19 protein-coding genes are annotated in these 19,732 nt (G+C 40.9%); 14 read left to right on the forward strand and 5 right to left on the reverse strand.

From position 1 onward, the window contains the following. The first annotated feature begins 17 nt into the window (after positions 1-17). The 14 genes from BVU_RS14850 to BVU_RS14915 all read left to right on the forward strand — a co-directional run bounded on the left by BVU_RS14850 (position 18) and on the right by BVU_RS14915 (position 15,227). Positions 18-1,550: a hypothetical protein gene (locus tag BVU_RS14850; protein ID WP_008652192.1), complete on the forward strand. Its 1,533-nt coding sequence runs from the start codon at positions 18-20 to the stop codon at positions 1,548-1,550. A 6-nt stretch (positions 1,551-1,556) separates the two neighbouring features. After that, positions 1,557-2,840 (forward strand): Coenzyme F420 hydrogenase/dehydrogenase, beta subunit C-terminal domain, encoded by a 1,284-nt coding sequence (locus BVU_RS14855; RefSeq protein WP_011965825.1) that lies wholly within the window; start codon positions 1,557-1,559, stop codon positions 2,838-2,840. A gap of 400 nt (positions 2,841-3,240) precedes the next feature. After that, positions 3,241-4,395 (forward strand): non-hydrolyzing UDP-N-acetylglucosamine 2-epimerase, encoded by a 1,155-nt coding sequence (gene wecB / locus BVU_RS14860; protein ID WP_008652188.1) that lies wholly within the window; start codon positions 3,241-3,243, stop codon positions 4,393-4,395. Positions 4,396-4,548: 153 nt separating this feature from the next. Beyond that, a complete protein-coding gene (locus BVU_RS14865; RefSeq protein WP_151851013.1) occupies positions 4,549-5,550 on the forward strand; it encodes a hypothetical protein in 1,002 nt (333 codons plus the stop codon). Positions 5,551-5,554: 4 nt separating this feature from the next. Next, complete coding sequence (locus BVU_RS14870; protein ID WP_011965826.1) at positions 5,555-6,721, forward strand: hypothetical protein; 1,167 nt, start codon at positions 5,555-5,557, stop codon at positions 6,719-6,721. A 12-nt stretch (positions 6,722-6,733) separates the two neighbouring features. Beyond that, positions 6,734-7,843, forward strand: a complete 1,110-nt coding sequence (locus BVU_RS14875) for an EpsG family protein (RefSeq protein WP_011965827.1) — start codon at positions 6,734-6,736, stop codon at positions 7,841-7,843. A gap of 23 nt (positions 7,844-7,866) precedes the next feature. Further along, complete coding sequence (locus BVU_RS14880; protein ID WP_011965828.1) at positions 7,867-8,832, forward strand: glycosyltransferase family 2 protein; 966 nt, start codon at positions 7,867-7,869, stop codon at positions 8,830-8,832. Next, positions 8,829-9,551 (forward strand): IspD/TarI family cytidylyltransferase, encoded by a 723-nt coding sequence (locus BVU_RS14885; RefSeq protein WP_011965829.1) that lies wholly within the window; start codon positions 8,829-8,831, stop codon positions 9,549-9,551. The genes BVU_RS14880 and BVU_RS14885 overlap by 4 nt, the downstream gene beginning before the upstream one ends. Continuing rightward, positions 9,551-10,609, forward strand: coding sequence for an NAD-dependent epimerase/dehydratase family protein (locus BVU_RS14890; protein WP_011965830.1), 1,059 nt, complete (start codon positions 9,551-9,553; stop codon positions 10,607-10,609). The genes BVU_RS14885 and BVU_RS14890 overlap by 1 nt, the downstream gene beginning before the upstream one ends. Continuing rightward, positions 10,606-11,439: a LicD family protein gene (locus BVU_RS14895; RefSeq protein WP_011965831.1), complete on the forward strand. Its 834-nt coding sequence runs from the start codon at positions 10,606-10,608 to the stop codon at positions 11,437-11,439. Before BVU_RS14890 ends, BVU_RS14895 begins: the two co-directional genes overlap by 4 nt. Positions 11,440-11,543: 104 nt before the next feature. After that, positions 11,544-12,356, forward strand: a complete 813-nt coding sequence (locus BVU_RS14900) for a glycosyltransferase family 2 protein (RefSeq protein ID WP_011965832.1) — start codon at positions 11,544-11,546, stop codon at positions 12,354-12,356. Positions 12,357-12,367: 11 nt separating this feature from the next. Further along, a complete protein-coding gene (locus tag BVU_RS14905) occupies positions 12,368-13,381 on the forward strand; it encodes an NAD-dependent epimerase/dehydratase family protein (RefSeq protein ID WP_008781500.1) in 1,014 nt (337 codons plus the stop codon). Continuing rightward, positions 13,378-14,187 (forward strand): YjbH domain-containing protein, encoded by an 810-nt coding sequence (locus tag BVU_RS14910; protein WP_011965833.1) that lies wholly within the window; start codon positions 13,378-13,380, stop codon positions 14,185-14,187. Before BVU_RS14905 ends, BVU_RS14910 begins: the two co-directional genes overlap by 4 nt. A gap of 77 nt (positions 14,188-14,264) precedes the next feature. Next, on the forward strand, positions 14,265-15,227 hold the full coding sequence (locus BVU_RS14915) for a PD-(D/E)XK nuclease family transposase (protein WP_011965834.1): 963 nt from the start codon (positions 14,265-14,267) through the stop codon (positions 15,225-15,227). Between the two features lie 258 nt (positions 15,228-15,485). On the opposite strand, the gene BVU_RS14920 is transcribed toward BVU_RS14915, so the two are convergent. The 5 genes from BVU_RS14920 to BVU_RS14935 all read right to left on the reverse strand — a co-directional run bounded on the left by BVU_RS14920 (position 15,486) and on the right by BVU_RS14935 (position 19,698). After that, complete coding sequence (locus BVU_RS14920; RefSeq protein ID WP_011965835.1) at positions 15,486-16,004, reverse strand: N-acetylmuramoyl-L-alanine amidase; 519 nt, start codon at positions 16,002-16,004, stop codon at positions 15,486-15,488. 61 nt (positions 16,005-16,065) lie between these two features. Next, positions 16,066-16,176, reverse strand: coding sequence for a smalltalk protein (locus BVU_RS22400; RefSeq protein ID WP_007852218.1), 111 nt, complete (start codon positions 16,174-16,176; stop codon positions 16,066-16,068). Positions 16,177-16,451: 275 nt separating this feature from the next. Next, entirely contained in the window at positions 16,452-16,946 is a 495-nt protein-coding gene (locus tag BVU_RS14925; RefSeq protein WP_011965837.1) for a DNA-binding protein, read from the reverse strand. 368 nt (positions 16,947-17,314) lie between these two features. Beyond that, positions 17,315-17,509 (reverse strand): DUF4248 domain-containing protein, encoded by a 195-nt coding sequence (locus tag BVU_RS21760; protein WP_008667139.1) that lies wholly within the window; start codon positions 17,507-17,509, stop codon positions 17,315-17,317. 383 nt (positions 17,510-17,892) lie between these two features. After that, positions 17,893-19,698, reverse strand: coding sequence for a DUF3987 domain-containing protein (locus tag BVU_RS14935; protein ID WP_011965839.1), 1,806 nt, complete (start codon positions 19,696-19,698; stop codon positions 17,893-17,895). Between the last annotated feature and the right edge of the window lie 34 nt (positions 19,699-19,732).

Consider the following 19,732-nt stretch of genomic DNA (forward strand, 5'->3'; position numbering starts at 1 on the left):
CTGTATATTTCAATTAAATGCCTGAAATTTCTTCTACAAACAAGCGAATTGCAAAAAACGCACTGCTGCTTTACTTTCGTATGCTATTTATGATGTTGGTAAGTCTTTATACTTCCCGTGTGGTATTGGCTACTTTGGGGGTGGAGGATTTTGGTATTTACAATGTTGTAGGTGGAGTAATAACTATGTTCAGCTTTTTTAATGGTGCGATGTCTTCTTCCACACAACGTTATATAACATTTGAACTAGGAAGAGGGGATTTCGATCAATTGCAGAAAGTCTTTCAAACTAGTGTGAATATCCATTTGTTAGTTGCACTGCTTATTTTGTTTTTAGGCGAAACGATTGGGCTTTGGTTCTTTTATGAGAAGATGGTAATACCTGCCTCTCGTATGACTGCCGCTTTTTGGGTATATCAGTTTTCGATAATCACTATGATGGTTATGATAGTGAGTGTACCTTATAATGCAGCGATTATTGCCCATGAAAAGATGTCAATTTTTGCTTATATTTCGATTCTTGAAGTATTGTTGAAGTTGGGTATTGTTTATTTGCTATATCTTACAAGGTCAGATAAACTAATTATGTATGCAGCTTTGCTTTGTGCTACGCAATTGCTTATCCGTATTGTTTATGGTCACTACTGTAGTTGTCATTTTAAGGAAGTTCGTTACTATTGGGGTTGGGATCTTAAGTTATTTAAAGAAATGTTGTACTTTGGTGGTTGGAACTTGTGGGGCGGTTTTGCTACAGTTCTTTTTTCCCAAGGAATAAATATTTTGCTAAACATGTTTTTCGGTCCGTTCGTGAATGCAGCCCGTGGTATAGCAGTGCAGGTGCAGGGAGCTGTCACCCAGTTTTCTACTAACTTCCAAACTGCTTTGAATCCACAGATAACAAAGTCGTACGCATTGGGAGATTTTACTTATATGCACAGTTTGATATTCCGTAGTTCCAAATTTACCTTTTTGCTGCTTGCTGTCATTTCTTTTCCCATATTACTTGAAACAGAGATGATATTGCAGCTATGGTTGAATATGGTTCCTGCTTATACAGTTGTGTTTGTTCGGCTTATGCTTTGCATTACTATAATAGATGCTATGGGAGGTGCATTTATGGTAGCAGCACAATCTACGGGGCGTGTCCGTTTCTACCAGTCTGTGGTGGGTGGTATACTTCTTGCTATAGTTCCGGTTTCTTATGTAGTTCTTCGGCTGGGGGCTGCACCTTGGAGTGTATTCCTTATTCATTTCTGTGTCTGTACTGTTGCATTTTTTGTTCGTTTGTTTATTATTCGTTCTATGATACATTTGTCGCTATATAGCTATTTCCATGCTGTCTTGTTACGTTGTTTATATGTGTTGCTGTTAGCAATGCCTTTACCGATTGGTTTGTTGTATATATTTCCTGCTACATTGTGGGCTGGGATTTCAGTATGTTTTGTATCTGTATTGACAATTTCTCTTTCTTCGTATCGGGTAGGGTTGGCAGAAGGAGAGAGGAAATTCATAAAGGAAAAGATACGGATGTTTTTGAGCAAAAGTAACTAATTGAATATGATCGATATAACGGATAAACAGTCTTGTTGTGGCTGTTCTTCTTGTGTGCAGAAATGTCCACGTCAGTGTATATCGCTGCATGAAGATACGGAAGGTTTTCTTTATCCAGTGGTAGATAAGGGGGATTGTATAGATTGTGGACTGTGCGAGAAAGTATGTCCTTTGCTTCATTGGGGCGAAGCACTTGTTCCGATGGAAGTGCTGGCTGTGAAGAATAAGAATCAAGAGGAGCGTATTCACAGTTCTTCTGGAGGCGTGTTTATAGCATTGTCACGTCAGATAATCATGGATGGAGGTGTGGTATTTGGGGCTGTCTATGATGAGAATTGGGAGGTAAGGATTACTTATTCCGAAACACTGGATGGGGTTCGTCCTATGATGGGAAGCAAATATCTTCAAGCACGCGTAGAAACAGGGTTTGCTGATGCTGAACGTTTTTTGAAGCAGGGGCGTTATGTTTTGTTTTCGGGGACTCCTTGCCAGATAGCTGGACTTCATAAGTATCTTCGGAAAGATTATCCTAATTTATTGTCTGTGGATTTTCTTTGTCACGGTGTGCCGAGTCCTGGAGTGTGGCGGAGATATTTGAAAGAAACAATGAGTGACTTACAATCCGCCCGTAGGGCGGCAGCTGGAAAAAATACAGTTTTCCCTTCTCTAAATGTCATGCCCACGATAGTGGGTATAGAATTTAGAGATAAGACACTGCACGGCTGGAAAAAATACAGTTTTGTTGTCCGTGGAAAGTCCGCCTTTAATGCGGACAAAAATTCAGTTTTGTTGTCCGATATACACCGTGAAAATCCTTTTATGAGAGGTTTTTTATCTGATATTTATCTGCGCCCTTCTTGCTATGAATGTAAGTGTAAGAATGGAGTGAGCCACAGTGATCTGACTATTGCTGATTTTTGGGGGATAGACCGCCTGATGCCTGATTTTGATGATGATAAAGGGATAGGATTGGCCTTGGTGAACACGGTAAAAGGAAAACAAATATTCAAACGATTATCCATAGATATACGCTTGTCTGCGTTATCTGATGTAGTGGCGTTAAATGGTGGCTTTAAGGAATATAGGCAGCCACATCCTGCTCGTTTGGTTTTTTTTCGACGCTTTGCTGTTGGAGAAACAGTAGAGAGTATTGTGGAGGATATACTTCGTGTTCCGTTATGGCGAAGAGTAATGAGGAATATAAAGACATTTTGTAAGATGATAATTAACAGGAAACAATTGACTATTATTCCATTGTTTATTAGAAGAAGCAAAAAACGAGATAAATAAAGTGATATGTCATTAAAAGGGATGACTATGATAAGATAAATGATATTTCTAGTCTTGTGTATGCCATGGATATGTTTGAAGTCAGTTTATATTATTACGTTAAGGAAAGAAGAAGTTAAATAACGAATAGGTATTACACTATATAGTGATTCTATGCTTAGATGACAAGTCAAATAATTTATTCCTCAAACATTGTATTCTCAATTTGAGAATAATGCGATTTGTGAAATGATATAATCAGTAAAGGATGGGAACGTATGAGAACTATAAATTAGAGGGAATGTTGTAAACATATGCTTTTTGTTCTCTATTATTACTTTATTGCGTTATTTATTTAGACTTTTTGATACATATTTAAAGATAGTCCCTCCCCGTTAGTGTAAATTAGAAAAATTAGAAAATGAAAACAGTAATGCTCGTTTTTGGAACTCGCCCAGAAGCTATTAAAATGGCTCCATTAGTGAAAAAATTCCAAAAGTATTCAAGTGATTTCAAAACTGTAGTGTGTGTCACAGGCCAGCATCGAGAAATGTTAGACCAAGTACTTAAAATTTTTGATATCAAGCCTGATTATGACTTGAATATTATGAAACAAGGACAAGATCTCTATGACATCACGGCTCGTGTGTTGTTAGGAATGCGAGATGTGCTGAATGAGGTAAAACCTGATGTGGTACTAGTACACGGAGATACTACTACATCAATGGCAGCATCCCTTGCGGCCTTCTATCAGCAAATAGCAGTAGGTCACGTTGAGGCAGGTCTCCGTACATATGATATTTATTCTCCTTGGCCCGAAGAGATGAATCGCCAAATAACGAGTCGCATTGCTACATACAACTTTTCACCGACACCATTATCCGAAAAAAATTTAAAGGAGGAAAAAGTTCATGGGAATATTTATGTTACGGGGAACACTGTAATTGATGCTCTTCATATGGTGGTAGAGAAGTTGAAAAATGATGTAACTCTTGCGGCAAAGCAGGAGCAAATGCTTGCTAAGGCTGGCTATGATGTTGCTAGATTGGCTGATGGTAAAAAATTAGTTTTAATAACAGGTCATCGTAGAGAAAATTTTGGAGAAGGTTTTATCAATATGGTGACTGCTATCAAGAATTTGACAGAGAAATATCCTAATGTTGATTTTGTCTATCCAATGCATCTTAATCCTAATGTGCGTAAGCCTATTCATGAGGTGTTTGGAGAGAATTTGTCCGATTTAGGTAATATGTTTTTTATTGAGCCATTGCAATATTTGGAGTTTATTTATTTGATGGAAAAGTCTACCATTGTGCTTACTGACTCTGGTGGTATACAAGAAGAAGCACCAGGGCTTGGTAAGCCCGTACTTGTAATGCGAGATACAACGGAGCGTCCAGAAGCTCTTGAGAGCGGTACTGTTCGTTTGGTTGGTACCAACCATGATTTAATCGTTGAAGAAGTTAGTACATTGCTTGATAACCAGTCTGTTTATGACAAAATGTCGAGAGCGGTTAATCCCTATGGTGACGGAAAAGCGTGTGACAGAATTGTTTATGCATTAAGAAATAGGTAAAACATTAAATATATTACGTTAAAGGCGCATAAGCTGTATCTTGAGAAATTGTTGAAAAGATATTGAGAATGTAGTTATGTGGAAATGTATGAATTTATTAACTGGTTGGAAGTATTAAGAGATAAACAATAGAAATAATACTTTATGAAAAATATGAAAAAGAAGAAAGTCATATTTTCTTATGACTATGAGCTGTTTTTCGGTATAATGTCAGGGACAGTACAGAAAACGCTCATAGAGCCAACAAATTTATTACTTGACTGTATGGAGTCGGTAAGTGCACGAGGAAACTTTTTTATTGATTATTTGATGTTTGAGTGTCTGGAAAAACTGAGTGATGAAAGAGCGAAGTCGGATTTGAAATTAATGAAAGAGCAGGTGAAAGATATGGTTCGACGTGGTCACCGTATTGAACTACACCTTCATCCTCATTGGATAGATGCTAAGTATAATGGTGATGGTACGTGGGACTATACTGACTATACTCATTACAGTCTGTACTCATTGGACGAGGATGTAAGGTCAAGAATGTTCAGAGATGGAACAATTTATCTTACTAAATTGGCAAGAGAGGTAGATCCTGATTATACGATTTGTGCATTCAGAGCAGGTGGATGGACTATTCAGCCTTTTTGTATTTTGAAAGACTGCTTTAAGGAGAATGGAATTGTTATTGATTCATCTGTTATGCATGGTATATGTCAAGATAATAAGTACTCAAAGTTTGATTTCCGTTATGCTCCCAACAAAGAAATATACAGGTTCTTGGACGATGTATGTGTCGAAGATGAAAATGGTGAGTTTGTTGAAGTACCGATTACGGTTTATAATAGAAACATACTAAAAAAAACAATAGAAAAGGTTATACGAACTTTTTCAATCAAGAAGAAGTGTATTGCAGATGGGACTCATCAACGACTTGATTTGCCAATAGAACCAAGACGTAAAAAATGGTTAAAATCAATGCCTACAGCATTCTCTATGTCTAGTCGGAATCCTTTTATTGCAGCATTGGCATTCAGGGCATCCAATAAATCGCTGATAACTATTATTGATCATCCTAAAGACTTTACGGAAAATGCCTTGTCAATTATTAAGTTGTATATGAAAAAGGCGGATTCGATAACATATCATGACATTAAACAAAAGCTATAATAATATGAACAAAAGGAAGATATGCATTATTATGCATAATGATTTAATGGATTATCCGCCAATGATTTCATTAATTGATATAATGAAAGAATTGGGAGAGGATATCATATATATTGGTCATTACACGGATTCGCCAACTACAAGAAGATTCGAGGAATTAGGGGTGAAGTTAATAAAATTAGGCTGTATAAGATCAAATTCAGACTGGACAAACTTAAAAATTTATAAGCAATATAAGAAAGCTCTTTCGGAGCAGCTTAAAAGCTTGAATCTTACATCTAGTGATATCATATGGTATGTTTATTCTCAAACATCCAATTTTATACACGATATATTATCTCGGTATAGATATGTCATTCATTATTTTGAATATGCACCTCAAAATGATAGTTGGAAATTCAGATTGCTCTATCCTTCTTACAATCAATTGGAATTTGTGAGGAAAGCAATTGGAATAGTACATTGTGAGTATAATAGAGGGCAGATTTATAGGGCTATAAATGGTTTGGATAAATCTCCATTTATATTGCCTAATAAGCCTTACGTGAAGGAACATTCTATGGACGAAAGTGGTATGCCTGATGATATAAAAAAACTAATTATGGACGTGAAGCATAAAGTTCAGGGCAAAAAGGTTATATTATATCAAGGCTTTTTTGCTTCTGTAGAACGACGATTAGAGGAATTTTGTCAGGCGATAAATCAGATGCCTTCAGATTACGTTATGATTGCTATGGGGAAAGGACCTAATAATTATTACGATGTATTAAAAAAGAAATATCAATCTGATAAAATTCTTTTTATACCCTTTATTATACCTCCTTTTCATCTATATGTAACAGAAATGGCATCAATTGGTGTGATGTCATATTCTCCACATCAGAAAACTCATGCGGGTGTAGTGAACGCTCTTTACTGCGCTCCTAATAAGATTTTTGAATATGGCAAATACGGGAAACCTATGATAGCCAATGATGTTCCTGCCCTTAAATATATTTTTAAAGAGTATCATTGTGGAGAGGTTGTTGACTACCCAATTACTCCAAATGCGATTTCTACTATTTTAGAGAAATTGTTTTCCAATTATGATATGTATTCTAAAGGGGCTTTGGAGTATTACCAATCGGTTGATTTAATCAAAATAGTCAAGGGTATTTTGGCTAGTATATAATTCTATAGAGTTATGATGCCATATATACTAGTATTTATGGTTTGTATTTTCTTAACTTCGATAAGTTCAAGGAAAAAAATCATTCCTTTACTATTATCATGTCTGATATTATCATTATTTGCAGGATTTCGTGACAAAAATATAGGATCTGATACCGATTTTTACCCTCATTGGTATATATCAGAAATTCGATATATTCATAATTTAATTGATTTAATTACCATTGAAACAGAGAGGAATTTAGATAAAGGTTATCTTTTTTTATACTGGATTGCTTCTTGGATTGGTAATCAATATTGGATAGGGCTTTTCTTGACAGAATTGGTAATATCTGTTTTTACTTTTCTTGGTTTTATTCGTTTAAGTAGATACTTTAAGGGTGGAATTGCCATTTTTACAATGGCATTTCTTTTGCTTGTTTTTAACTATACGCTTAATGCTATGCGTCAGGAATGTGCCATCTCTATATGTTTTTTTGCATTTTCATATTTGTGGGAAAAGAAATGGATTCCTTATTTATGTTGGACTTTTGTCGCATGTACTTTTCATTCAAGTGCAATTATAACTTTAGCTCTTCCTTTCTTAATGATGATTTCTTATATATCTAATGATAAAAAGAGGAATTTGTTGATATCTTTCTTGTTTTTGATGATGTGTACAGTAACTATGGCTTTTTGGACTCTTTTGGATATGATAGGAGATCTGGGATTGTTTAATGAGGCTTACACTATGCGATATGGCGAAGGAGGAGCATTCGAAGGAGTTGAGAGGCTCCCATACGCTCCTTTGCTTCTTTGTTTAGTATTCTACCTGATAATGTATAATTCATATAGAAAAAAAATTATGGACAAAAATATTTTTCTATTCCAATTTCTTATTACCACAATTTATTTATTGTGTTTGACATTTCAACTACTGAGTGTCTTTTTATATCGAATTGGATTGTATTTTTATATCTTAAGTATTTATTTTTTTTCTATTGAATTGTCTTCTAAGAAAACAAATCCTGTTTTAAAAATTGGATGTATCCTATATTTAATGGCATATTGGATATTTCTTTATGTAGTAAAAAACACAAGTGAAACTTATCCTTATACTTCAAAAATATTGGGGATTGATTAGGTGTAAACGGATAGATTATTTTTATGAGTAGAAATGACAGTTTAATAAGTATTATTGTTCCAGTTTATAATGTGGAGCAATATTTGTCTCGATGTGTAGACTCATTAGTTAATCAGACTTATCATAATATTGAAATTATTTTAGTTGATGATGGAAGTCCAGACCGGAGTGGAGAAATTTGTGATGAGTATGCTAAAAAAGACAAGCGTGTAAAAGTTATTCATCAATCTAATGGAGGACTTTCAGATGCAAGGAATACGGCCTTGGATATAGCTAAAGGTGACTATCTGATGTTTGTTGATAGTGATGATTGGATTGAAAAAAAAACGTGTGAAATTCTCAATCGTTTGGCTTCTGATTATAAAGCAGATACTGTTATATTCGGCTTAAACTTTGTATTCGATTCTGGTAAGGTTATTAGGAGTAAAAGAGGTATGGCAGGATTAACAGATAAGAATATGTGTATGAAATATCTTATACATAATGTTGCGAGAGGAGGTATTTTTAACTATGCTTGTAATAAAATGTTTTCGTCTCACTTATTTGAAGGTTTAAGATTTCCAGTCGGAAGACTTGCAGAAGATCAAGATGTTATATATAAGTTGATACATAGATCTCAAAGGATATATGTAACCGAACAGCCACTTTATAATTATTATCAGAGAGATGGAAGTATAACTGCAGCACAATATTATCCTCGCCTTATTCGAGATAGGCATGAATTATGGCTAAAGAGATTGGACTTTATTCGAGAGTATTATCCTGATTTAGAGAATTACCAGATAGCTCAGATTCTTGGTGCTGCTTATGTTGGTATTGTTAAATTGGAAGGTAATAAGCAAAATGGGGAGTTAAAGAAAAAGTTGATATGTTTTTCTAACAAATATATTTTAAAAGAAAAAGAATTATCAGTGTTGGATCGTAAGATAAAATTGCACTACTATTGTTATCCATTATTTTGGTTATACGTAAAACTATTTATAAAATGAATATAGCTGTTATAATTGCAGGGGGATCAGGTCAGCGAATGGGTCAGGACATTCCAAAACAATTTATCAATGTGTATGATAAACCTGTTATTATTTATACGTTGGAAGGATTTCAGCGACATCCTCAGATAGATGCCATTGAAGTGGTATGCATTGATGGATGGCATGATGTCCTTTGGGCTTATGCTCATCAGTTTAATATCACCAAACTTAAATGGGTGATAAGTGGAGGAAATACAGGACAGGAAAGTATCAGGAATGGCGTGTTCAATCTTGAGGGTAAAGTTGGTGATGAGGATATAATTGTGATTCATGATGGCATTCGGCCATTGGTGGATGAAACGGTTCTTACCGATGTGATAATGAAAGCCCAAATACATGGGAATGCAGTTACTTCATTGCCCTATAATGAGCAAATTTTCGTTGTAAATCCTGAGAATGAGAAAACAACGAAACAGTATATTCCACGTGAAATATTGAGAAGGGTTTCTACTCCGCAGGCTTATAAGTTTGGAAAACTAGACTGGGCGTATCATGAAGCGTTTGAGAAGGAGATTGGTATTAAAGGCTCTGCCTATACCAATACGATGATGGTAGAATTAGGTGAAACACTCTATTTTGCCGCCGGTTCAGATAAAAATATTAAACTGACTACAAAAGATGATTTGGAAATGTTTAAGGGATATCTAAAGAAAGAAAAGGATAATTGGTTGAAGTAATGAATCTGATAGAAAATACTATGTATCAGGATGATATAATGAAAATTATAACTCATCCTCTTCCTTGGAATAAGTTGCAGAATAAGGCTTTGTTAATTTCTGGAGCTACTGGACTTGTTGGCAGTTTCTTAATAGATGTTATCATGCTACTGAATAGGGAGCAGGGGTTGAATTGTAAGGTTTATTCTCTTGGAAGGAATGAAGATAAGGCCAAATCAAGATTCAGTTATTGTTATGAATCTTCTTTATTTCAGTTTATATCATACGATATTAATCTGCCGTTTGTTAGAAATGATATTGGAAGTGTGGACTATGTTCTCCATTTGGCTAGCAATACACATCCTGTTGCCTATGCTACAGATCCAATAGGAACCATAACAACCAATATTATTGGAACTCAGAACATGTTGGAGTTTGCTTGTGCTCATCATGCATCACGCTGTGTTTTCGCTTCCTCAAATGAAATCTATGGTGAAAATCGAGGGGATATTGAGAAATTTGAAGAAAAATATTGTGGTTATATTGATTGTAACACGATTAGAGCAGGTTATCCTGAGAGTAAAAGATGCGGTGAAGCTCTATGTCAGGCTTATATAAAACAAAGAGGGTTGGATATTGTGATTCCACGTCTAACTCGTTCTTATGGTCCAACTATGTTGATGAGCGATACAAAAGCCATTTCCCAATTTATTTGTAAGGCTATTGTCGGAAAAGATATAGTGCTTAAAAGTGAGGGAACTCAGTATTACTCTTATACATACGTGGCAGATGCTGTATGTGGGTTGTTGTATGTTTTGCTGCTAGGGAAAAAAGGAGAGGCGTATAATATTGCTGACGAATCTTCAGATATTATGTTGAGAGATTTAGCGAAGATTATAGCAGACTCTGTGGGTAATAAAGTCGTGTTTGAGATTCCTGATGCAATTGAAAGTATGGGATACAGCAAGGCAACAAAGGCAAGACTAGACAGTACAAAACTTCAGGAACTTGGCTGGAAATCCATATATGATATTCAATCGGGGATACAAAGAACAATCAAAATATTGAGTGAATTATGACGAACGAATATGAGCATTTAAATGCAATACAGAAAATTGGGCTGAGTATATTGAAAGAGATTATTGCTATCTGTAAACGCCATGATTTGACGTACTATGTATATGGAGGAACATTGTTAGGAGCTATTCGTCATCAAGGCTTTATTCCGTGGGATGATGATGTGGATATTGCAATGTCCCGCAAAGATTTCGAGAAATTAAAGCAATATCAAAATGAATTTCCACAATATATGTTTTTAGATACAATTCAACAGAAAGGGCATCAATGGACAGCAGCTCATGTCGTGGATACAAGATATAAGCTTGAGGTAGGAAAGGGGATGAAAAAAGCCACGATGTCTGTTTGGGTGGATATTCTTATTATTGACGGTGTTCCAAATCCTGGAACTTTCAAATACAAGATATTTAGTGCGGCATATTTGACAGCAAGACTGCTCTATAAATTCTCAAATTTTAGTAATGAAGTTGATTTAGAAAAAGATAGATCTGCTATAGAGACCTTTTTTATTTCTTTTGCTAGGATTACTCATATTGAAAAGGTGATAAATCAGCATTGGGCTGGATGTTTCATTGATTGGATATCTCGCAGGTACGATTTGGATAAATGTGAGTATGGAGCCACTTTGGGTGGTCCGCAAAAAATGGGTGAAACACAGCCTAAATACTGGTTTGGTAAAGGTAAAGAACTTCTTTTTGAGGATATTATCGTGAATGGTATGGAGGAAACGGAGAATTTCCTTACTAAGTTCTATGGTCCCAATTACATGACTCCTCCGCCCTTGGATAAAAGAAACCAGCATAATGTAAGGTTAGTTGAGAAGATTGTTTAAATCGTAATAGTTGTAAATATAGTTTTAAATATTCACATGAAAGACACTGAAAAAAACTTGTGAGAGTGCTATTTATTTATATTCAATGTTTATTTTAAAATTGTATGATAACAGTTTCTATCGTCACCTACAAGACGAATCTAGGAGAACTGTCCAAATGCTTGCAGTCACTAATCTCTTCTCTTGTTTCCCAAATTTATATTGTCGATAATTCCAACGAGCGGTATATTGCAGATTTCTGTCAGCAATACCCCAATGTGATATATATTGGCAGTGAAAATGTAGGCTATGGAGCAGGGCATAACCAGGCATTGAGACAGGTACTCAACTCGGGTGGAAAATACCATTTGATTCTTAATTCGGATGTATATTTTGAACCTTCGGTTTTGGAATTTCTGGCAGCATATATGGATGCACATGCGGATGTAGCACAGGTACAGCCCAATGTAGTATACCCTGATGGAGAGCAGCAATATACCTGCCGTCTTCTTCCCACACCTGCCAATCTGATTTTCCGACGTTTCCTACCTAAGAGAATGGTGGAGAAGATGAATATACGTTATCAACTAAAATTCGATGACCATAAGAAAGAAATGAATGTGCCCTATCATCAAGGTAGTTTTATGTTTTTTCGTCTGGAATGTTTCAAAAAAGTAGGATTGTTTGATGAAAGGTTCTTCATGTATCCTGAAGATATTGATATAACTAGGAGAATGCACAAATGGTATCGAACTATGTTTGTTCCTAGTGTGACCATTGTACATGCTCATCGGGCAGCATCTTATAAAAGTAAGAAAATGTTGAAGATTCATATGGTTAATATGATTAAGTATTTCAATAAGTGGGGATGGATAGTTGATAAAGAACGTTCTGCTTGGAACAGAAAGTTATTGGAAGAATTAGGATATAAAAAATAATATTTTCTATAATGAATTACTTTATTACAGGTGGTACCGGTTTCATTGGCACCCACCTCGCCAGTCTTTTGCACGAAGTGCATCCCGAAACAAGAATTTACAACTTGGATATTGTAGAGCCGGGTACTCCATTACCGACAGTAAAAAATTATAAACCGGCTTTAGGAAACGGGGAGGAACATGCAGCCACATTCATCTATTGTGATGTACGCCAGCCGATAGAGTTGGAAAAAGTAAATATCACTCCCGATGATGTGATCTTTAACTTCGCCGCCGTTCATCGCACTCCCGGTCATCCCGATCCTGCATATTTTGAAACAAATATCCGTGGTGCGGAGAACGTCTGTGCCTTTGCCGAACGGCATGGCATCCGGAAAATAGTTTTCACCAGTTCCATAGCCCCTTACGGTGCTGCCGAGGAACTGAAGGAGGAAACCACGCTGCCTATGCCCAACACCCCATACGGCATATCCAAGCTGGTTGCGGAAAAGATTCATCAGACCTGGCAGGCAGGAGGTGAAGGCCGCCAGCTTACCATTGTCCGTCCCGGTGTGGTGTTCGGACGGGGAGAGAACGGAAACTTTACGCGTCTGTATTGGGGCATTCGGGGGCATAAATTTATGTACCCGGGACGCAAGGATACCATCAAGGCCTGTATCTATGTGAAGGAACTGGTGCGGTTCATGCTTTACAGATTGGAACATCACGACAGTGGGGTGGAACTGTATAATTGTTGCTACGAGCCCGCCTATACGATAGAGCACATCGTAGAATCCATGAAAAGAGTGACAAATATGAAGGTAAAAGTTCCTTTCATGCCGGGATGGCTGATCATGACTGCTGCTGGTATAGCCGGAGCGCTAGGCTCTCCGATGGGCATCTGTCCGGCACGGGTGAGAAAGCTGCAGATCTCTACGAATATCTGCGGAAAAAAACTGTCCGCTTCGGGCTACCGTTTCCGCTACACCTTTGAAGAGGCGCTGGCGGACTGGTACAAGGATAATGGTAACCTGTATCTGCAATGAGGAGGCTGATACTTTTTCTTTTGTTTTTTGTAATGATCGGTGCGGTACACGCCCAGTTCACCTACGGGACTACAGGACTGTTGAATATGCCTACTGCCGATATGCAGCGTGACAAGACGTTCATGTTTGGCGGTGGCTTTCTGGAGAAACATGCCACTCCCGCCCGTTGGACCTACAATACTTTCAACTATTATCTTGACATCACTATTTTTCCCTGGCTGGAAGTATCCTATATTTGTACATTGCACAAGGCCATGGAGGTTGATCCTGCATATGGTCCGGGTTTCTGGGTTCCTTCCACGTATGGGAAGTTTGTCAACCAAGACCGTAATTTTGCGGTACGTTTACGGCTGTGGAAGGAAGGCTGGTGGAAACCTTGGACCCCGCAAATTGTATTGGGCGCGAATGACGCTCTTAATAATTCGTGGACGGAGGGTAGCAAGATTGAAATGAGTTCGGCTACGGCAAATGGTTTTTACAGCCGCTATTATCTGGCTGTTACCAAGCATCTTTCCATGAAGGAGGTGGGAGAGTGGGGCTTGCATCTGGCATATGTTTATAACAGGCGGAAGGATTATCCGTTAAACGGTCCCGCCATCGGTGCCAACTTCCGATTCTCTCTGTCCCCGACTTCCTTTATCAACAAAGCGATAAATAACTTGAATCTGATGGCAGAATACGATAGCAAATCGATAAACTGCGGCTTTGAGTACAGCTTCTGGAAAGACTACATCAACGCCATAGTAGAACTGAACCGTTGCAAGTACTTTTCCGGTGGCTTAGTCTTCAAAATCCATTTAAAATAATAAAAAGCGCTCATTCATAGGAATTTCCAGATAGAATTCGTTTCTTTGCGGTCAGAAACCATAAAATCATCTTTATTATGTCATCCCGCTTTGTAAACCCTTTCACGGATCTCGGCTTCAAGATAATCTTCGGCCAGCCTGCCAGCAAGGATCTGCTGATAATCCTGCTTAACGAACTGCTGTCGGGTGAGCATCACATTGAAGACCTGACGTTTCTGGACAAGGAGGACCGTTCGGAGAATATTCACGACAAGGGCATCATCTATGACCTTTACTGCCGTACCTCTACGGGCGAGTACATCATAGTGGAGATGCAGAATCGTTGGCATAGCCATTTCCTGGACCGTACGCTTTATTATGTGTGCCGTGCGGTGAGCCGCCAGATGGAGAATCCGTCCTCTAAAGAGGTATGTGTTCCCGATACTCCGTTGGAGGGGGATTGCGGTCTGCTCAGGGAAGAAGAGGCTTCTTACGGTCTCCGTTACAGGCTTCCTGCCGTGTACGGCATTTTCCTGATGAATTTCAAGGAGGACGGTCTGGAAAGGAAGTTCCGTACTGACACCGTGCTTTCCGACCGGGACAGCGGTCGTGTGGTGAACCGGAATTTCCGTCAGATTTATCTCCAGTTTCCTTATTTTACGAAGGAACTGGACGAATGTTCTACTTTATCCGATAAACTAATGTATGCACTGAAGAATATGAACAACTGGAACAGAATGCCCGATGCGCTGAAAGAACAGGTTTTCAGCCATCTTGACCGCCTTGCCGCCAAGGCTCACCTGTCTGAGGGTGACCGTATCGCTTATGATAAGGCGGTGGACCGTTATAACGTGAGCCGTATTGTGGAAAATGATATCCGTGAACAGGCTGTCGCGGAAGGAAAAGCGATAGGAAAAACAATAGGAAAAGCGGAAGGAGAGGCGGAAGGACGTTTGAAGGAGCGTTTGGAAATTGCCCGTAAACTGAAAGAGAACGGTTTTTCCATAGCGGATATTGTCCGGGTTGCCGGACTTTCAGCGGAAGAAATTGATAAGCTGTAACGGTGTGCACGATTGATTGTACTGCTAGGTGATTTGCTTCTGTTTTGTAGAAAGATGAATGGTGGGTAGGGTAAATTAGAATGATGTCAATGTCGGTTCTCTATAGGGCTATCGTATACGATTAGTATGGTAGTCTGTAGATTGAGTAAATTCATTATTGTAAAACCTTTCTACAAAGAAAAACAAATCATACGTAAGGGCATTCTCCATGCAGTTTCCCCCAAAGAAGAAACTGCATGGTGATTGCCACTTTCTTTATTATTTCTCCAAGTACCCGAATACCCCCTCCGCATCGAAACACGGACAAGCCTTCGGGATACTTCCCGGCATATCCCTGTGTCCCCTTATCCGGACACCGGGAAAGATTTTCACCATCCGCATCAGCAACAAAATAAATTGTTCCGTCTGTTCCGGTGTCCGGGTATCTGCCGGACGTCTGTCCGCATCCAGCCCGCCCTCATAGCAGATGCCTATGCTGCAACGGTTCCAGGGGCGGCAGTGCGCACCCACTTCCAGAAGCTTGCGGTGCTGGGTCACACTTCCGTCACGACGGATATAAAAATGATACCCCACCGTGCGGAAACCTCGCGTCTTGTGGTCACGGAGCAGTTGCTCGGCGGTGTAATCCCGGGTGGAGCGTGTGGTGCTGCAATGAATGACGATATATTTCACGGAAGCGGAGGATGCCATCATCGGGCCGGCCTCTTGAGTGAGGAGAGCACGTTCGTTCGGGATCTCTTCCTCACCGATTATCATAGGGAAAGTTTCTTGAATCATGGTTGAATTGAAATAGGGAATTAAAAATTAAAAAGTGTCATGCGATGGGCCAGGGGGCTTTTTAAAAGAGAGTGGTGCAACTGGTTACGCCCAAGGCGGTGAGCGCTGCTATGGCAGCTTGGATAATGGCGTGCAGAATTTGCTTCCAGGTGATTTTCTTTGAATTGTTCATAGGGATATTTGTTTTAAAGGATTTGTTTTTTTCTGTCATTCCGGACAAAGACGAGGAATCTGTGGGCATAAAAACGATTGCATTCAGATTCTTCACTTTGTTCAGAACAACAGTTTCATTTCAGAAAGTCAGATCTTTATAGAAATACAGGTCTACTTCAGAACAACAGTTTCATTTCAGAAAGGCAGATCTTTACAGAAACACAGGTCTACTTCAGAATAACCGTTTCATTTCAGAAAGGCAAAATACTATCAGACTTCAGAAGCCCGGAAAGTTCAGGCGTTTTCTTCCGTCTTGTCGTCTGGTCCGGAAGCCTCTCCCGTCAGGTCCACGGTGTTTTTCCCCGCTTTCAGGGTTTTAACCACCAGCTTGGCAGCCTTTCGGGTAGGGACCAGGTTGAATACGCTGTCTTTCAGCAAGCTGAGGAAACGGGTCCCGGCTTTCCAGCGCACGTTCAGGTCTTCCACATGGATGGCGGGATTGTATGTCTCCAGTGATTCGGCTCCCATGCTGTTGATATGAATGGAGAAAGTGCCCAGATCGCCCATCTGGATGCGTTGTCCTGCCAGAAGCTGCTCCCGCATACAGTCCACCGCTTGGATCAGGACCGCCTGGATGTCGGCACGGTTGTATTTGGAGCCGTGGGTCGAGATATGCTCGGCAAACTTGTCCAGTGTCATGATTTCTGAGTACTGGGCGTTGGCATAAGCCTTCTTGGGAGCATCCTGGTCACTGGGATTGGCACGGAGTGAGATACTGTAGTTGATCATCGTTTTTGTTTTTAAAGGGTTATTATTATCGGAAAAGTGTCAGGTAGGAGCAAGGCGCACACTGCTGCGGCGTTCGGTGAAACTTGGGGCAAGATCCGCGGAATCTTGTACCAGGATTTTTGTAATCTTGTGCCGGGTTGCGGCTTCTTCCTTCTGACACTGCAAAGATAACTTCACGTCCGTGCGGCGTGACCCCTTCCGACCCCTTTTGACCCTTTGGGGAAACTGTCCGGGAATTCGGCCAGCACTTGCGTCATGTGGTGACTTCAGGGCGGATTTCACGCTTCCCTCTTTATTCTTTCCGCGTAATCCACGCTCAAAGAGAGAGGAAGAGTTCTCGGACAGTCTGTGGCAGATTCCACGGGGAATCACGGTTCTCCCAGGTGGAGGTAGACGAGTTGCAACTGGCGGCAGGTGAAGGATTTCTGACAGGGATGGTATCCGGTGGCTTCCAGGGCGTGGAGCAACGGTGCGCACCGGGCGATCCAGCGCATCAGATGACGCACGGCTACTTTCGGCGTACTGTCCGGAAAATAGAGAAGGGCTGTTTCGGTCTTATTCATGAATGGTTTCTTGTTTAACGTGAGTTTGATAGATGATGATAATGAACCAACGGCCAATCACCTATGGTATAGAGTGCGGCCCGGTTGGCACATTGGTAAATTGTACATAGCAGCAAATCAATAAATCGGTACATTGACACATGGGCAAATTATTCAAATCCCCTTTCGGCATAAAGCGTGCCCGATTGTTTTTATACTAACCGGCATGGAGTGTCGTATATAAAGTTTATCCGGAGTTTTCCGAACAATCCCAATGAACTGCCACAAACGATTTTTGCTATCCGGGAACAACGGCCGCACTGAGCAGCGACGGGGACACGGGGACAGTGGGGACAGCCCCTTTTTTCCTCACACACACATGCGTGTACATATAGAGAGCCGGGTCAGTTCTTGTGATACGTCCCCTTGCCGTCCACACTCACCAGCGCCCCTTGTTTGGTGAGCCGTTTGAGCCAGGTCAGCGCGGTGGATTCAGGTATCCTCCTGTCGTGCGCTTTTTCCAGCAGCATCCGGCGGGTAAACTCGTCCTCCATCTCGGCAAAGAGCATATCCTTGTCCGCCGTGCTCCGGCGCTTGATAATGGAGGAGGACAGAAACGAAAGAACATGGGTGGCGTGCAGATAAAGCGGCTCCACCAAGGCAAGCACGGCATGGAAATCATCGTCTGTAATCACCAGGTTCCAGCGCGGGATGATACGGTCCTTCAGATTATCGGAAGAAATATGCGCGTCAGGTTTCACCAGAGAAGGGTCTTCCAGGCTTCGCAGGATGGCGACTATCGACATCATGCGGCACGCATTGACGGCAAGACGGATGACGGAACTGCTCATCTCGTCCCCGTTGATCTTGCCGGAACGATGGAACAGCTTGTCGAACAGGAAGTTGAACTGTTTATGCTGGGCATGAGTCAGCTTCAGGGTAAACAATCCCCGAAGCGTCAGCTCGTCCAGCGTGTTTTTCCATTCGTTGCCCATCAGGCGGAATTCCTCGTCCACATCCACCTCATCCTCGCCGAACTGGTCTGCCCACTGGGTGACGCGTGGCATATAATAAAAGTTCTGGCGGGAGAACAGACCGTTCTCCGCCGTGGGGATCAGGGGCTTTACCTGTGCGGGCGTACCCGAGAGCAGCACGGAGAGATAGCTTCTGCTCACCTCCTGATATTCGCGGTCGGTGCGCCGGTTGTAGGACAGGCGGTCGTGGTCGAACGCCTTGCGCAGCGTGTCGCTCCAGTTTCCGTATTCGGTCCCTATGGCGGTGGATACGGTGTCCGCCTCACTTTCGCAGATGATGCCCGTTCCGTTGGAATCCATGATATTTTGCAGGATGCCTGTTCCGGTGTTGTTTCCCGATATGAGGAACATCCGGTTGGGAGGCAATACGGGAGCTTCCTGATTTTTCCGTTCCTTGCCCAGAGAGTCGTAGGCAGCCTTTTCCCGGCGGTAAGTTTTCATCGCCTCTTTCACCTCGCTGCGTATCTTGTCGTGTATGGGTTCGATGAGGAGCCGTACCCACGTCAACGCGCTTTTTCCCGAGGCGGACGGGGCCACGACGAAAGTCTGCATACAGGGGGCCTGCCACTTCCGGCCGTACTGGCACCGCACTATGTGGGAGAGGGAGGCGCCCAGTACGGTAAACGCTCCCAGGAGCAACACATCACGCTGTTCGGGCTTTTTACCGAAGGAGATGATTTTCTCCAGCAGTTCCGGCCACACGTAGTCCTGTGGAAAGGTAGGCAGGGGGGAATAAGGCTCGGAGCCTTCGGTGAGCTGTTCCTCTTCGTCGGTATCATCGGAAACGTCATTTTCCACCTTATTATATCGCGCGCACGTGTGTGGAAAATCCGGGGCTGTCCCTGCTGTCCCCATTGTCCCTGCCTTGTGAGAGCCGGCGCTGCCGGAAATCTTCACTCCGCATTGCCCGGCCAGATGGAACACGGTTCCCAGATGTATATCTTCTTTATCGGCATGAAGCGCGTTCGAGAACAGTGCTTGTGCATTTTTTTCGTCGTATTTGGAGGAAAGGGAGCAGAGGGAGAGGAAATCATTGCGTCCCGCTTCCCCGCAATCGTTTGCGATGGCGAAAGCCAGTTGTACATATTCAATGTAGGTGGGAGCGATATCCGCGCCTGCCATGCGGACAGCTTCGGTCAGCTGCCGCAAGTTTTCTAAAGGATTGTTCATGTTCATGATATTTGTTGTTTTTTGAGTGCCTGTTTAAATT

Source organism: Phocaeicola vulgatus ATCC 8482 (assembly GCF_000012825.1).
Taxonomy (GTDB): domain Bacteria; phylum Bacteroidota; class Bacteroidia; order Bacteroidales; family Bacteroidaceae; genus Phocaeicola; species Phocaeicola vulgatus.

What these genes read in the sequence shown, in the direction of transcription:
- BVU_RS14850 (WP_008652192.1), top strand. Translation starts at nt 18, where the DNA reads ATGCCTGAAATTTCTTCTACAAACAAGCGAATTGCAAAAAACGCACTG.
- BVU_RS14855 (WP_011965825.1), top strand. Translation starts at nt 1,557, where the DNA reads ATGATCGATATAACGGATAAACAGTCTTGTTGTGGCTGTTCTTCTTGT.
- wecB (WP_008652188.1), top strand. Translation starts at nt 3,241, where the DNA reads ATGAAAACAGTAATGCTCGTTTTTGGAACTCGCCCAGAAGCTATTAAA.
- BVU_RS14865 (WP_151851013.1), top strand. Translation starts at nt 4,549, where the DNA reads ATGAAAAAGAAGAAAGTCATATTTTCTTATGACTATGAGCTGTTTTTC.
- BVU_RS14870 (WP_011965826.1), top strand. Translation starts at nt 5,555, where the DNA reads ATGAACAAAAGGAAGATATGCATTATTATGCATAATGATTTAATGGAT.
- BVU_RS14875 (WP_011965827.1), top strand. Translation starts at nt 6,734, where the DNA reads ATGATGCCATATATACTAGTATTTATGGTTTGTATTTTCTTAACTTCG.
- BVU_RS14880 (WP_011965828.1), top strand. Translation starts at nt 7,867, where the DNA reads ATGAGTAGAAATGACAGTTTAATAAGTATTATTGTTCCAGTTTATAAT.
- BVU_RS14885 (WP_011965829.1), top strand. Translation starts at nt 8,829, where the DNA reads ATGAATATAGCTGTTATAATTGCAGGGGGATCAGGTCAGCGAATGGGT.
- BVU_RS14890 (WP_011965830.1), top strand. Translation starts at nt 9,551, where the DNA reads ATGAATCTGATAGAAAATACTATGTATCAGGATGATATAATGAAAATT.
- BVU_RS14895 (WP_011965831.1), top strand. Translation starts at nt 10,606, where the DNA reads ATGACGAACGAATATGAGCATTTAAATGCAATACAGAAAATTGGGCTG.
- BVU_RS14900 (WP_011965832.1), top strand. Translation starts at nt 11,544, where the DNA reads ATGATAACAGTTTCTATCGTCACCTACAAGACGAATCTAGGAGAACTG.
- BVU_RS14905 (WP_008781500.1), top strand. Translation starts at nt 12,368, where the DNA reads ATGAATTACTTTATTACAGGTGGTACCGGTTTCATTGGCACCCACCTC.
- BVU_RS14910 (WP_011965833.1), top strand. Translation starts at nt 13,378, where the DNA reads ATGAGGAGGCTGATACTTTTTCTTTTGTTTTTTGTAATGATCGGTGCG.
- BVU_RS14915 (WP_011965834.1), top strand. Translation starts at nt 14,265, where the DNA reads ATGTCATCCCGCTTTGTAAACCCTTTCACGGATCTCGGCTTCAAGATA.
- BVU_RS14920 (WP_011965835.1), bottom strand. Translation starts at nt 16,004, where the DNA reads ATGATTCAAGAAACTTTCCCTATGATAATCGGTGAGGAAGAGATCCCG.
- BVU_RS22400 (WP_007852218.1), bottom strand. Translation starts at nt 16,176, where the DNA reads ATGAACAATTCAAAGAAAATCACCTGGAAGCAAATTCTGCACGCCATT.
- BVU_RS14925 (WP_011965837.1), bottom strand. Translation starts at nt 16,946, where the DNA reads ATGATCAACTACAGTATCTCACTCCGTGCCAATCCCAGTGACCAGGAT.
- BVU_RS21760 (WP_008667139.1), bottom strand. Translation starts at nt 17,509, where the DNA reads ATGAATAAGACCGAAACAGCCCTTCTCTATTTTCCGGACAGTACGCCG.
- BVU_RS14935 (WP_011965839.1), bottom strand. Translation starts at nt 19,698, where the DNA reads ATGAACATGAACAATCCTTTAGAAAACTTGCGGCAGCTGACCGAAGCT.